This is a genomic window from Halocatena halophila, from assembly GCA_027563145.1.
Taxonomy (GTDB): Archaea; Halobacteriota; Halobacteria; order Halobacteriales; family Haloarculaceae; genus Halocatena; species Halocatena halophila.
In genome coordinates this window covers 2081778-2095442 of record CP071306.1, presented here as the reverse complement: position 1 = coordinate 2095442, position 13665 = coordinate 2081778, and the positions used below count along the sequence as shown (strand labels likewise).

At 58.0% G+C, this 13665-nt stretch carries 10 protein-coding genes; 6 read left to right on the top strand and 4 right to left on the bottom strand.

Going from position 1 to position 13665, the window contains the following annotated elements; genetic code table 11:
• The first annotated feature begins 147 nt into the window (after window positions 1–147).
• From JXQ78_RS11140 to JXQ78_RS11130, 3 genes are all read left to right on the top strand, one after another.
• Window positions 148–591, top strand: a complete 444-nt coding sequence (locus JXQ78_RS11140) for an NAD(P)-binding protein (RefSeq protein WP_330630837.1) — start codon at window positions 148–150, stop codon at window positions 589–591.
• Complete coding sequence (locus JXQ78_RS11135; protein ID WP_330630836.1) at window positions 588–2765, top strand: amino acid permease; 2178 nt, start codon at window positions 588–590, stop codon at window positions 2763–2765. Before JXQ78_RS11140 ends, JXQ78_RS11135 begins: the two co-directional genes overlap by 4 nt.
• 164 nt (window positions 2766–2929) lie before the next feature.
• The gene (locus JXQ78_RS11130; RefSeq protein ID WP_330630835.1) at window positions 2930–3982 is read left to right on the top strand and encodes a hemolysin family protein; all 1053 of its coding nucleotides are present in this window, start codon (window positions 2930–2932) and stop codon (window positions 3980–3982) included.
• A gap of 8 nt (window positions 3983–3990) precedes the next feature.
• Here JXQ78_RS11130 and JXQ78_RS11125 read toward each other — a convergent pair whose 3' ends face one another.
• A complete protein-coding gene (locus JXQ78_RS11125; RefSeq protein WP_330630834.1) occupies window positions 3991–5853 on the bottom strand; it encodes a cation:proton antiporter domain-containing protein in 1863 nt (620 codons plus the stop codon).
• A 151-nt stretch (window positions 5854–6004) separates the two neighbouring features.
• Between JXQ78_RS11125 and JXQ78_RS11120 the strand changes: the two genes are divergently transcribed.
• Window positions 6005–6295, top strand: coding sequence for a class I SAM-dependent methyltransferase (locus tag JXQ78_RS11120; RefSeq protein WP_330630833.1), 291 nt, complete (start codon window positions 6005–6007; stop codon window positions 6293–6295).
• Window positions 6296–6359: 64 nt separating this feature from the next.
• Window positions 6360–6797: a GNAT family N-acetyltransferase gene (locus JXQ78_RS11115; RefSeq protein WP_330630832.1), complete on the top strand. Its 438-nt coding sequence runs from the start codon at window positions 6360–6362 to the stop codon at window positions 6795–6797.
• 9 nt (window positions 6798–6806) lie between these two features.
• On the opposite strand, the gene JXQ78_RS11110 is transcribed toward JXQ78_RS11115, so the two are convergent.
• The 3 genes from JXQ78_RS11110 to JXQ78_RS11100 form a co-directional block, all read right to left on the bottom strand.
• Complete coding sequence (locus tag JXQ78_RS11110; protein WP_330630831.1) at window positions 6807–8588, bottom strand: M3 family oligoendopeptidase; 1782 nt, start codon at window positions 8586–8588, stop codon at window positions 6807–6809.
• A 156-nt stretch (window positions 8589–8744) separates the two neighbouring features.
• The gene (locus tag JXQ78_RS11105; RefSeq protein ID WP_330630830.1) at window positions 8745–10514 is read right to left on the bottom strand and encodes an ABC transporter ATP-binding protein; all 1770 of its coding nucleotides are present in this window, start codon (window positions 10512–10514) and stop codon (window positions 8745–8747) included.
• Window positions 10511–12259 (bottom strand): ABC transporter ATP-binding protein, encoded by a 1749-nt coding sequence (locus tag JXQ78_RS11100; protein WP_330630829.1) that lies wholly within the window; start codon window positions 12257–12259, stop codon window positions 10511–10513. Before JXQ78_RS11100 ends, JXQ78_RS11105 begins: the two co-directional genes overlap by 4 nt.
• A gap of 113 nt (window positions 12260–12372) precedes the next feature.
• Here JXQ78_RS11100 and JXQ78_RS11095 point away from each other — a divergent pair, with 113 nt between their 5' ends.
• Window positions 12373–13233 (top strand): DUF7351 domain-containing protein, encoded by an 861-nt coding sequence (locus JXQ78_RS11095; protein WP_330630828.1) that lies wholly within the window; start codon window positions 12373–12375, stop codon window positions 13231–13233.
• Window positions 13234–13665: the final 432 nt, after the last annotated feature.

Genomic DNA, 13665 nt, shown 5'->3' with positions numbered 1-13665 from the left:
CTGTGAGTGGTGTCCAAAGTAATATTCGCCTACAACTTTGACGGTAACCATAATTGAAGACCATTATTTTGACGGATCGTCGATTAAATCCTCTTTCTTATATGCTTCCGTTACCAAGACCAGAGTATAACGACGTACCAGAGAGTCATGAATCACGACAACCTTCCACCAGACACACGCTCGTCCCGTCCATCCAGGCCGAGCGGACCGCCCGGCTCAGAAGGCGAGTACTTCGTTCTGGGCGGCGGCCAAATGGGTGAAACGATCGCGAAGCGACTCGACGCGTCAGGGTACGCCGTTTTGATCGTTGATCCGTCGTACGACACGGCCGAGATTCCTGGGATTCAGGGCGATCCCACGGATCCAGCCGTGTTGGACGAAGCTGGGCTGTCAAAAGACACAACAGCAATCGTTGCGACGAGAAGCGACCGGCGTAACCTGCTGATTGCACAGCTCGTGCGCGCTCACTTTTCATCGAGGGTCGTCGTTCTGGCAAACAACCCAGATCGAACCACTGCCATTGCCGACGCCGGTCACGAACCGATCTGTGTGACAACCGCCTGTTCCGACCGAATCGTTACAATCCTATGAAAGAGTTAGAACGAGACCTTGGCCTGCCGTCAGTGCTCGCTATCAGCATCGGTGCGATGATTGGGAGTGGCATCTTCATCCTGCCAGCAATGGCGCTGAAGATCGCGGGACCCGCCGTGATCCTCGCGTATTTCGTTGCTGGGCTACTGGTTGTTCCGGCAGCACTCTCGAAATCAGAGATGGCCACCGCAATGCCCGAAGCCGGTGGCACGTACATCTACATCGAACGAGGAATGGGGCCGCTGCTCGGAACGATCGCCGGCATCGGTACCTGGTTTTCCCTGTCGTTCAAGGGCGCACTTGCGCTTGTCGGTGGGGTCCCGTATCTGTTGCTCCTGTTCGATCTCCCGTTGCAACCGGTCGCACTCGGGCTAGCCGCCGTCCTGATCGTGGTGAACCTGATCGGGGCGAAACAGACCGGACGCCTGCAGTTGATCATCGTCGTCATCATGCTCGCCGCGCTCGGCTGGTTTGCGGCCGGGAGCGCACCGGGTGTTCAGTCGGCGAACTACGGCAACTTCTTCGCATCGGGTGTGGGCGGACTGCTCGCAGCGACCGGACTCGTGTTCGTTTCCTACGCTGGCGTCACGAAAGTCGCGAGCATCGCCGAGGAGGTCGAACAGCCCGATCGGAACATTCCCCTCGGCATTCTCGGCTCGCTTGCGTTCACGACGCTGTTGTACGTCGGTATCGTGGCCGTTCTGGTCGGTGTCACTGATCCCGGTTCGGTAGCTGGCTCACTGACTCCGGTTGCGGTCGCCGCCGAGCAGACTCTGGGTCAGGCAGGCGTGATCGCCGTCATTATGGCGGCGATCCTGGCGCTGGTCTCAACGGCGAACGCGAGCATTCTCTCATCGTCGCGCTATCCGTTTGCGATGAGTCGAGATAAGCTAGCCCCTGAGATGTTCTCATCCGTGAGCGATCGATTCGGAACGCCAGTGACAGCGATCACACTCACAGGGGCTGTAATGCTCTTGCTTATCGCATTCGTACCCATTCTTGAGATCGCAAAACTTGCCAGTGCGTTTCAGATCGTGGTGTTCGTTCTGATCAACATGGCTCCGATCGCGTTCCGAAACGGAAGCGAGGAGTACGATCCGTCGTTCCGTTCGCCACTGTATCCGTGGATGCAGGTCTTTGGCGTGATCTCTGGGGTGGTGTTGCTCACGCAGATGGGAGACATGGCCCTGATCGGTGCACTCCTCATCGCGCTCGGGAGCATCCTCTGGTACTATCTGTACGTGCGCCCACGCGTCAGTCGAGACGGCGTTGCGGCCGACGCAATTCGACGCCAGGTTGGAAAAGAGGCGATCGAGACGCTTGATAAGGAAGGATCCGACGACACACACCAGGTGCTCGTTCCGGTCACGAAACACAGAAGCGAGGCCTACGAACGGACGCTAATCGAGCTAGCGGCCGATGTCGTTCGACCACACGACGGTCTGGTTTCCGTCATCAGGTTCCAGGAAATCCCCGATCAGGCACCACTCACTGCGGATGTGACCGCACAGTCCGCTGGTGATCGAGCGTTCGAGGCGAGGGTCGAAGCCCTTGATTCGGAGATAGACGTACAAATCGAAGCCGACGAGGTTGTCAGCCACGACACGAAACACGCAATTGTCACCCACGCCCGGAACAACGATGTCGATGCGATTCTGGCCGGACACGAGCCGTTACGGCTCCGTTCTCGGCTGTTTGGGGATCCTATCGACTGGATCGTCCGGTATGCACCGTGTGATGTGCTCCTCGTGGATCCCCAGAACGATGCACACCCCCACCAGATTGCGCTCTCCGGTGACGACGTGCCGTACGCATCGCTTGCCGTCCAAGTCGCAGAATCGATCGCAGACGCCAACGACGGGAGCATCTCGTTGTTGTGTGCAAAACAGCAGACCAACACAGAAGAATACGGAGATGCAATCGCCGAATACGAGTCGGAGCTAGCTGAGCAACTGACCGTCCCACTCGTGTCTGGAGCCATCAAAACCGATGGCGGGCAGACCGCGATTCCAGACCTGCTCGTACGGGAAGGGGCCGACCAGCGACTCCGGAGCGTGCTGTTCGACAACCGGCCAGCATTCCCCAATCCCGGTTGCACTACCGTCACCGTCTATCCACAGACCGAACGCCGTCCGGGGTTCATCACCCAACTGTTCAGGACCACACTCTTCTGAACGCCACGCGAGTCAAAATCCCTGGACCATCGGACTAATTGCTCGCCCCCGAACTCAGTGACGGATTTTTACCCCATTGTCAAATAATTAGTATTGTATATTTCTGGTGGCACACCCGCGCAGTGACCACACTGTTCAAGGGATCAGGCGCGGTAGTATGGCCGATGACACCGATCGAAATTGGGATTCGCCTTTTCGCTGGTGTCGCTCTCATTGGGGCAAACGCCTATTTCGTGGCAATCGAGTTTGCGCTCACACGAGCACGCCAGTTCAGCGAAGCCGAGTTCGTCGGTGATGTTCCCGCGCTCAAGAAAGCGTGGGAGATGACTAATAATCTAGAAATTTATCTTACCACCTGTCAGGTTGGGATTACTGCATCCTCCATTGCGGTTGGAATCGTCGCAGAGCCCGCCCTCGCAGCACTGTTCGAGCCGTACTTCGCGAACACTGGGCTGGCGTCGATCGGTGTGGGATCGTTGCTTGGATTCGTGATCATCAATCTGTTGCATCTGACACACGGCGAGCAGACGCCGACGTATCTCGGGGTGGAACGATCCAGACAGGTCTGTCGATACGGTGCTGGAGTGCTCTACTGGTTTAACTGGATCATTTCGCCAGTGATCACGCTCGGTGATGGAATTGCCAAGGCAACGCTGGGGTTGTTCGGGATCGAGATGACCGGCGCGTGGCTCGAAATGGAAACTGATGTGCTCGAATCACGATCCCAGCTCCGAGCGGAGATGGATTCACTGCTCACGGAAGGAGAGCTCCCGAGCGAACGCAGAGAGGAGGTCCTGAACGCACTCGACATCGATGAGATCCCCGTCAGTGAGATCATCGTCCCGGCCGCCGAGATCGTTTCGCTCTCGACGACCGACTCCGACCGCGAGAACCTAGAACGCGTCAGAGACACGCCACACACGCGGTTTCCGCTGGTGGGCGAATCACTAACCGACTTTCACGGCATCGTGTATGCGCCATCGATCATCGACCAGTTCGAACGGCTCAAAGATGGAACCGTGACGTTCGCCGACATTGCCGCCCCTCCGATGACGCTCGCAGCTGACACCACCATCAGCGACGCCTTCGATCAGTTCCAGACGGAGGGCCAGGAGCTCGCACTGGTGCTAGACAATGGAGACGTTGCTGGGCTGCTCACCGCAACCGACGCACTCGAAGCCGTGATGGGCGAGCTCGAGGATCCACTCGACGAGTAGGGGATCGATCAGGAGTAATGACACAGTTCGATCGCCTCGTCGACCGCCTCTCGCCGACCGACGAACGTGAGATGATCGCCTGCCTGAATCGTTACGTCGTGTTCGGGGACGAGCGAGCCATCTGCCCGGCTGACGAGCGCGATGAGAACGCCTTCCGGGAGATACTCGTCGATTTCGGCAATCGTTCGCCCGACGAACTGCTCTGCGGTCACCTCAATCTCCTGAACGTCACCCGTCCGGCCGAGTTCGGTCATCCACGCCGATAGCGCCGGCCGTTCGATTTCATTGTCGATAGACTGGGCAATCGCCGCATCGACTGGGATCGACTCGACGCCGAGTTCTTCGAACGCCGGGGCGTTTCCTGGTCGGTTCACGCGAGCGATCACTCGTTCGGTGTTGAACTTCGAGTCGGCCAGTTGGCTCACAAGGAGATTCGTGTCGTCATCACCGGTAGCCGCAGCGACGACGCGGGCGGTGTCCCCACCAACGGACTGGAGAACGTTCGTGTCCGTTCCATCGCCGTGATAGACCGTGAAGCCGGCGTTTCGAGCCGCTTCGACCGTCTCCTGATCCGCTTCGACCATGATGACGTTCTCCTGGCGCTGTTCGAGGCGTTCGGCGAGACTCTGGCCCACCCGACCACCACCAACGATGACGATGCGCTTTGGCAACACCGAGAGCAGCTGGGCGATGTGGCGAGCGAATCCCCCCTGAAAGACGACCGTGGTGAGAATGACGAGAAAGACGGTACCGACGAGCACGGCTGCTGCCGTCTGGTTTTCAGACTGGAGTTCGAGCGCGAATAAGGTTGCCACGCTCGCTGGAATGATGCCCCGCGGGCCAACTGCGCTCATAAACAGCTGTTCGCGGGTGGAAAACCGGTGGCCGTGCGTGCTCAGAATGACTGCGAGCGGACGGATGATCACGGTCACGAACACCACGACGAGCAGTCCGCCAACACCCAGTGCAAGCAATGAATCGATCGAGAGCAGTGTCGCAAGCGAGATGAAGACGAATGAAAGAACGATGAGCGTGATATCACCTTTGAACGCCTCGATTTCGGATTCGTAGGGGAGATCGGCGTTTCCCAGCAAGACGCCCGCCGTTGCGACCGCGGCGATACCGGCCTCGGAGATGATCCCATCGGCGACGCCGTAGGTGGCTATCGCCGTGATCAACACGATAAGCCGTGCGTTGCGAACCGCATTCGTCGCAGCAATATCCACGTGTTTGAGTCCATAGGCGACGAAGATGGCCGCAATAATTCCCACGAGAATGCCAACGCCGAGTCGAATAACAAACGATTCTAGCAGTGCCCCAACGCCCGTTTCTCCGATGACGACGACCTCAAACACCGCAACTGCGAGGATTGCGGCGGTCACGTCGTTGACGATTCCTTCGGTTTCGAGGGCCGCCCCAACCTGATCGCGAACCGGAACCACGTCAAGAATCGGTGTGATGACGGTCGGGCCGGTAGCAATCAACAACGCACCGATGAGAAACGCAAGCCCCCAGGTCGTTCCTAGCGCAAAGCGAACGACGAGTACTGTCCCAAACAGCGTGATCGCCGCGCCCACCGTCACGAGTCGAAGCGCCTCCGTCGGTGACTGACGGAGTTTCGTGAGTTTCAGATGAAACGCACCCTCGAAGACGATGATCGCAACGCTGAGGCCAACGATTGCTGAGAGGGTTTCGTGGCCGCCAAAGGCCGAAACGTCGACAACACCGAGGCCTTCTGGACCAACAGCGATCCCGGCGAGAATGAGAAACAACACGCTCGGGATCTGCAATCGGTCTGCAAGCAGCTGTGCGAACACGCCAAGCCCGAGAATCGTCACAACCAGCAACAGCAGACCGGATCCAGCACTCATGTGTGTATTCGGCCGAACAACGCACGCATCTCAAATAAATCGTCGGTTATGGCACAAAGGATGGCGATTTTGTCAGAGAATGTGTAATATAATGGTATACAGATTGATAATAGGAGAAGTAGATGGAAAATTGGAACGAGAAAGACCCCGTATGACTGACACACCTGCCAACAAACGCATGGTTCGTGCGGAGTTCACGAAACAGGCTGCGACCTATGCTGCCAGCCCGGTTGCGTCTGATCCAGAAGCGATTGGCCGTCTCGCGCTCCATCACATCGAAATCCCAGTAGCCGTCGTTCGAGAGATGACACGCGTCTGTCGTCCAGCTGGAACCGTTGGAATTGCTGATCTCGTCGTCAGTGAACACGCAGAACGCGGCAAGTATCAGAATGAATTCGAGTGGCTCCGAGATCCCTCACACGTTCGCGCACTGCGGCGATAGCAGCGCATCCTCTCGGAAAGAGTCAGTAAAACTACATCGGTGCGCTTCCATTGATCGAGTACCTGTGACAGCAATCGAGCAACTCACCACGGAGTCGGACTACCGTCCGTACTATTCGGTAGTGGGACCGTTCTGGCCAATCGATTCGAAGACCGAGTATCTCGAGGCGATGGAGCGAATGACGGCGTCGGGCTATCGTGCGTTCGGTGCCAGCGATGGCGAGCCGGTTGGATTCGCCGGCTGGTACACCATGTTTTCACCATGGTTCGATCGATTCGTATGGCTCTTCGATCTGGTGGTTCGCGAAGATCGTCGCGGAATGGGGATTGGGACGGCGTTGATCGACGAATGTGAGGAGTGGGCGCGCACGGAAGGCTGTGCGACCATCGTCCTCGCATCTGCAACAGAACGGAGCGAGGCCCATCGATTCTACGAGGAGCGTGGGTTCGAGCACACGGAGTGCTGGTTTGAGAAATCGCTCACGCCAGCCGATGGGGGCTGAACTACCGAATCAGGCCAGTTTCGCTACGAACGGTTCGAAGGCATCCACAGCCGTCTGATAGGGGGCAGGCGTGGTGATGTCAAGTCCAATCGACTCGAACAGTTCCGTTGCCGAGTGTCGCCCCATATCGATGAGCAGTTGGCGATACTCATTGTTGCTCCAGCTCCCAGAGCGCACGCGATCAGCAACGACGAGTCCGCCAACGGCTCCCAGAACGTACTGGTAGTGGTGGAATGGATCGCGCTGAATGTTCCGATTGAGCCACTCCAGTCGGCTCTCTTCGACGAACTCGACGGTCGGTGAGAACGCGGTATGGAGTTCGAGATAGCGGTCGTCGGCGAACGCTCGCGTGAGCTGTCTGTCGGATTCCACGCGGTCAACGAGCGTCCGAACGAACGCAGCGTACCGGGCCTGATCGAAGAGCAGCCCGCCGATCGAATCCGCACGGTGGACCGCGCCGTACTCGCCGAGCAACCCACCCTGATCGATGCAGTAGCGATATAACAGCAGTTCGTGGGTGACGCTTGGAATCTCCTCAACGGCCCTGGGGGCGGCCGTCTCCTGGAGCGGTCGATCGCGGATCTGTTCGATTGCGAGTGCGTGGCCGAGTTCGTGGGCAATCGTGACCATCGACCGGAACGTATCGGCGTAGTTGCAGAGCACGAACGGTCCATCGGCGATCGAGGAATGACAGTAGCCGATAGCATTGTTCCGACCAGCGTGTGGTTTCACATCCGCCCGATCGTCCTCAAAAAAGCGCCGGGCCTGCTCTTGATAGGACTTCCCCAGTGGCGCAAGCGAGGCGATCACGTGCTCGATTGCCGTCTCGTACGGAATCGTCGGTGGTTCTGTGGCAATCAGCGGTGCGCGAAGATCCCAGGGTCGGAGCGTATCCACTCCCAGTCGCTCGGCTCGAAGCGCCTGCCATCGGTGATACGGTTCCAGGTGCTCCTGGATCGATTCAACGAGTGTGGCGTGAACCGCCGGATCGAGCAGCTGACGGGTGCCGTTTTCGGGAAAGCAACGCTTTCTGAGCTGTGCTTCGCACAACGAATCGTAGTGACGAACGGCTGCGAGCGAGCTGAGAGTGCGGATTTTCTCCGCGTACGCCTGATACAGCGGTCCACTGTGGGGTTCTAGCGCCCCAAAGTACGTTTCGTAACAGCGGCGACGGAAGATTCGATCGGTCGAATTCATCGCGGTGAAATATCCAGAGTAATCAAGCCGGTGGGTCTCGCCGTCGGGATCAGTAATCGTGGGGGATTCGAACGCGTCGTTTTTGATCGATCGAATGATGCGATTCGGTGCGGTGCATGCACTATCGACCGACGAGAGCAGCTCTTCCTCCGCTCTCGACCGACGGTGGCTGGCCTGTGCCCGAAGGTTCTGGACGTACGATGCAAGCGCCGGCCGATGTTCGGCGAATCGATCGAACAGTTCAGGACAACTCGCCTGAAGAAGCTGATCGACGTGGGAAAGCGCGAATTCGAGATCGCCCTCGATCGATCGGTAGCGCTCCAATCGTTCCGTGGCAGCAGGATCGTCGGTGATCTTCTGGCGAAGGGCGGCGTACAGCTCAAGACGGCCACCCGTTGCGAATGATTCGAGCACCAGCTCGATGAGCGATTCGAGAGCGTCGATTGACTCGATCGGCTCTTCGAACGCCGTGATCGAATCGATCGTGTCGGCGAGCGAGCGATACGAACGATCCCAGTCGTCGGGCTCGGCAAAAATGTGACTGAGATCAAATTTGTACGACGAATTGACGGCCGATCGTGTGGTGTCTGACATATGTGAATTTGGTGACGATGGTTCTCAAGGCGTGATACGACGGCCTCGCGTGGGGACGAGCAGACGGCGAACGGAAACTAGTGACGGGTCATCGTTCAGTCAGATTCATCCGTCAGTTGTGAGCCGAGTGTTGTATACGTTCGGGAGAATTGACACTCACTCACATCCAGTGTCTCCATCTGAAACAATCGAACCGTAGTGTGAGCTCTTCTCAAGCAGTTCTGCGTGCGTGCCAGATCGAACGATGGTCCCATCGGCGATCACGAAACACCGATCAACCCACTCCAGAACGTCCGACTGGTGTGACACCAGAATCGTCGTCCTATCGGCACAGTACTCCCGAAGCCGTTCGGTGATGATGGCACGCGTTTGGGGATCCACGTGGCTGAGTGGCTCATCGAACACGAGAACTGATGGGTCAGTAATGATCGCACGAGCTATCGCAATGCGCTGGCGCTGGCCACCAGAGAGCGTGGTTCCAGACGCTCCAACGTACGTGTCGTAGCCAGCCTCAAACGACTGAATCGTCTCATGAACACCTGCTACTCGTGTGATGGTCTGCATCTGCTCATCAGCCACTGGCTTGTCAACGCCGAGCGTGAGATTCTCCCCGATCGTTCCCGCAAACAAGACCGGTTCTTGCTCAACGGAGCTGACCAGAGCGCGACGCATTGGAGCGGTAACATCCGTCCGTTTGCCCACCGAAATCGTACCGTCGTCACATTCGTACAGCCCGGTGAGAAGGCGAACGACTGTCGATTTTCCTCCACCCGATGGACCGACGAGCGCAACGGTTTCTCCGGATTCGATCGTCATCGACACGTCGGTCACTGCCGGCGCTCCGGCCTGTGGATACGTGTAGGCGAGCGAGTCTGCACGGATTGGCCCGGAGAGATCAGTGACCTCCGTGGTGGTGACCGAGGAGCAATCGGTCTCAAGTTCGACGAGTCGGTCGGCGGCAGCTCGTGATTCGTGATAGCCATCGATCACGCCAACGGCGTTCTGTACCGGCAACGAGAGCCGTTCGAGATAGAGAACGAACGGAACGATCGTTCCGGGCGAAAGAATCGAATTGCCAGCACCCGGCCAGAGCAAGCTGAGTGTGAGGACGACGAACACCCACGCACCGACGAACAGCCGATTGACCACCCGCTGGGTGACCGTTTGCTCAAGCCGTTCGAGACTGACGGCCAGATAGTCATCAGCTGCGCGTTCCGTTCGATCCGTCGCGAACGACGACACTCCGAGCGCGTCGATCGTCCGACGGCCATCGAGTACGTTCGTCATCACGCTCGAGAGCGCTCCTCGGTTGGCACGCCGACGCTCTGTCACCCGTTCGATTCGGCTGGCGTACGAGGAGTTCAGCAGTCCGAGCATCGGCATGGTTACGAGTAAAATTCCGGCCAGAAACGGATCGAGCAGGGCCATAAAGGCAATCGCCGAACAGATCGACACGACGATCCAGATCAGCGCTCCACCGAGCGTTGACGCCACCGTTTCGAGCGTTGCAACGTCGTCGATCACTCGACTCACGAGATCGCCCGTGTCGTGGGCTTCGATCCGGTCCAGTGGCTGCTCGATGACCCCCGACAGTACTGAGACACGAACCCGGTGTGTGAATCGGCGAGCGAACAGGCTCCAGGAAAACTCCGCAACCGATCCACCGAGGACCGTCGTGAGCGAGACGACACAGAGAAGCACGCTGACGACCGCTAGCGTTTCGACGGGCGTCGTCTGTACCCACGCGTTCGGCAGCAACCAGAGCTCGAACGGTCGATCCGTGAATATGCCGTCGATCGCCAGTCCGATCAGATAGATATCGGCCATTCCGATGACCGTCTTTCCCAGCTCGGCGATCACGGCCAGACAGCCCCACTGAAACTCCGGCCGGCCGTGTGTTCGAAACAATCGCCAGAGCGGATTCATCGGTCCACCACCGGGAGCTGGTCAGTGGCGTCAGAGCGCCAGAGCGATGCGTATCGACCGTCAGCCGATAGTAAATCTGCGTGTGTGCCAGTCTCGACACACCGACCGTCATGCATGACCAGTAGCCGATCGCCATTGCGAACGGTCGCCAACCGATGTGCAACGACGACTACCGTGTGCTCGCCGGCGAGCGCCGTGAGCCGTTCGGTGATGGTATTCGCGCTGGCGCTGTCGAGGCCGCTGGTCACCTCATCAAGGACAAGCAGCTCTGGGTCGCCGTACAGCGCTCGTGCGAGGGCAAGACGGCGACGCTGGCCGGTCGAAAGCGCCATCCCATCCGCGCCGACTACCGTCTCGTAGCCTGCTGGCAGTTCACTGATCATCGAATGGACACCCGCCTTCCGTGTGGCACGCTTGAGGGCCGCCCGATCCGGAGAATCGTTCGTGGCCACGTTCTCGGCGACCGTTCCCGGAAACAACACCGGCGACTGACTCACGTATCCAACCGAGCGTTGTCCGGGCGTATCCGGTGAAAACTTCGCATCGATCGAGCCGGCTGTCGGCGTGTAGATTCCTGCGATGAGTGCTGCAAGCGTGGATTTTCCCGCTCCTGTCTCGCCAACGATCCCAACGAAGGCACCGGCCGGAATCGTTGTTGACACGTTCTGAACCACCGGCTCCGATTCGTACGCGAACGAGACCGACGAGAGGGTGAGTTCCCCAGCAACCGAACAAGCTGACCGTCCGGATTCGACGGTTTCGATCGCTAGCACCTCCCCGATCCGCCGGGTGGCAGCCCGTCCGTCTTCGATTGCGTCGACAACATCGACGGCGAGCCGTCTGGTCGGTTCGAGAAACGACTCTGCATACATAACGAACGTCACGAGCGTCCCCGGCGTCACTGTCGTTCCCGACGTGGGCTGGAGAATCCAGTAGCCACCGAGCGCGAACGTCACCCAGATCCCAGTGGTGCCAAGCGCCCAGAACAGCCCATTATACGCCACACGTAGCCGATCCGTTCGCCACTGTGAGCGCGTATACGCTGCTGCTGTCGTTTCGAACGACGAACGACGGCTGTGCGTTGCCTGATTGGCTTTGATCGGTGCCAGTCCCGTAATCGATGACTGAACGTGCTCGTGAACCCGCCCGAGCTGTTCTTTCACGGCATCGTAGCGAGGAGCAAGCAATCGTGCATACCAGCGACTGAGAAAAACGAGACCGAACGGAATGACCAGCAACACGGCGGTGAGCGCTGGTGAGAGCCAAAAGAGAATCACGAACGCAACACAGAGGCCGCCGAAATACTCCACACCGAGCCTGACCCCGGAGAACAACGATCCCACATCGTCTATGTCGTCGGTGAGCAACTGCTGGAGTGAGCCACGATCCCGGCGGTCGATCGATCGCGTCGGAACTGCCAGCAACTGCGACGTGAGTGAGACGTAGAGCGACGACTGCACGTCCAGGGCCACAGATTCGTAGATGATCGTCCCGTATCTGCGACAGATCGCCTCGACGACGACCGCGACACCCACTGTACCAACCAGCACGAAACTATGGATGGGCTGTGTTCCCGGTGGTGAGCTTCCAATGAGTGCATCGACACCAAATCCGACGAGTAAACCCGGAATCCGGTGACAGACGACTGCAATCACCAGCAAACAGATCCCACCAACAAATCCGTCTCTCTTTGCTCTCGTATACCGGGAGAGAACCGACCACGCGGATTGCTCTGGAACAGCCATACAAACAATTACTGTGAAGGTTTGACGGCACAGCTAAAAATCTCAGCAGCACCGCAGTACTGCAACGTAAATGATACAGTACGATCAAGTAAATCTAGAAGCTACGATCGATCGTGAGCGACGACGACACTGGACACCCGGACACCCACATGAGTGATCCGTTCGAGCTGTTAGGAAATCGTACACGACTCGAAATCATCCGGGCGTTGATCCAGGCGAATTCGTCACCCCTGTCATTTCGTACGTTGTTCGAGCGAACCAGCTGTCCCGACAGTGGAAACTTCAACTACCATCTCCAGCAGCTCCGTGGATTATTCGTTCAAAAAACCAATGGCTATGAACTCACACTGGCTGGAAAGCGAGTTGGTGGAGCGATTCTGGCGAACTCGTTCGCTCCAGAGCAAACAGTCGAGCCGATCGATCTCGACTGGCGCTGTCTGCTCTGTGATGGAACCAAACAGGCGAGCTATCGCGATGGAAGGGCGCACATCCGCTGTGTCGACTGCGATGGCGGTGCGACGTTCCCATTTCCGGCGGGAACGATCGAACAGTTCGAGCGAGAAGCACTCGGGCGTGCATTCGCCAGGTGGCTCCGGGTGCTCATCCAGCGCGTAACGATGGGGTTCTGTCCGGTCTGTGCAGGTCGTGTCACTGCACAGATTGAGCGGCTCCCAGGTGGGACGCCGGCCGATCCGAAGCCATCACGCGTGCTGTTCGACTGCCAGCGGTGTGTCAGTGGGTTGTATCTGTCGGGATCGTCCGTCGTCACCTATCACCCACACGTCGAGCAGTTCTTTTTTGCACACGGTCTTGAGCTCCACGAAGCCCACGCCGAGCACGCATGGGCAACGCTCGATCGATTCAACTCGACGATCGTCTCCAAAGCGCCCCCAACGATTCGCTTCGAGTTCGAATACGACGGCGATCGCATCGAGCCAGTACTGCACGCAAACGGTGACGTGCGTTTCGAATGACCACATCAGTGGGCCTGTGAATTTGTCGAAAGCCACGTGTCCGCGACCGAAGTGCCTGCACCATTCTGAACGGAGAAGGTCGGTGATGGGCTCTGTAACAACGATGATCACGCTACCAGGTTCCAGTCTGTGACACGGCTCGGATCGGCAATCCCAATCTATGTCGAACTAAATACTGGACGCTTCTTACAACTTCCAAACGTCGCTAAAAGCATATGTGTTCGGGATAAGATTACAATTAGTTTTGTACGCTTCCGGTCGATATCCCATAGCAGCTCGTGAATCAACACGGCTACGGACGGATACCTGTTCAGTCGGTGGCGACGTTGCATCCATCCACGTTGGCTCGTTAGTACGTTGATCGAGAGCGACTGATTCAGTGACAACAGTCGCGACAAAATGAACACTTATTCATATTGAGAGCGTTTCGAT

Coding starts and splice junctions, on each gene's coding strand:
- JXQ78_RS11130 (WP_330630835.1), top strand. CDS start 2,930: ATGACACCGATCGAAATTGGGATTCGCCTTTTCGCTGGTGTCGCTCTC.
- JXQ78_RS11110 (WP_330630831.1), bottom strand. CDS start 8,588: ATGTCAGACACCACACGATCGGCCGTCAATTCGTCGTACAAATTTGAT.
- JXQ78_RS11140 (WP_330630837.1), top strand. CDS start 148: ATGAATCACGACAACCTTCCACCAGACACACGCTCGTCCCGTCCATCC.
- JXQ78_RS11100 (WP_330630829.1), bottom strand. CDS start 12,259: ATGGCTGTTCCAGAGCAATCCGCGTGGTCGGTTCTCTCCCGGTATACG.
- JXQ78_RS11125 (WP_330630834.1), bottom strand. CDS start 5,853: ATGAGTGCTGGATCCGGTCTGCTGTTGCTGGTTGTGACGATTCTCGGG.
- JXQ78_RS11135 (WP_330630836.1), top strand. CDS start 588: ATGAAAGAGTTAGAACGAGACCTTGGCCTGCCGTCAGTGCTCGCTATC.
- JXQ78_RS11120 (WP_330630833.1), top strand. CDS start 6,005: ATGACTGACACACCTGCCAACAAACGCATGGTTCGTGCGGAGTTCACG.
- JXQ78_RS11105 (WP_330630830.1), bottom strand. CDS start 10,514: ATGAATCCGCTCTGGCGATTGTTTCGAACACACGGCCGGCCGGAGTTT.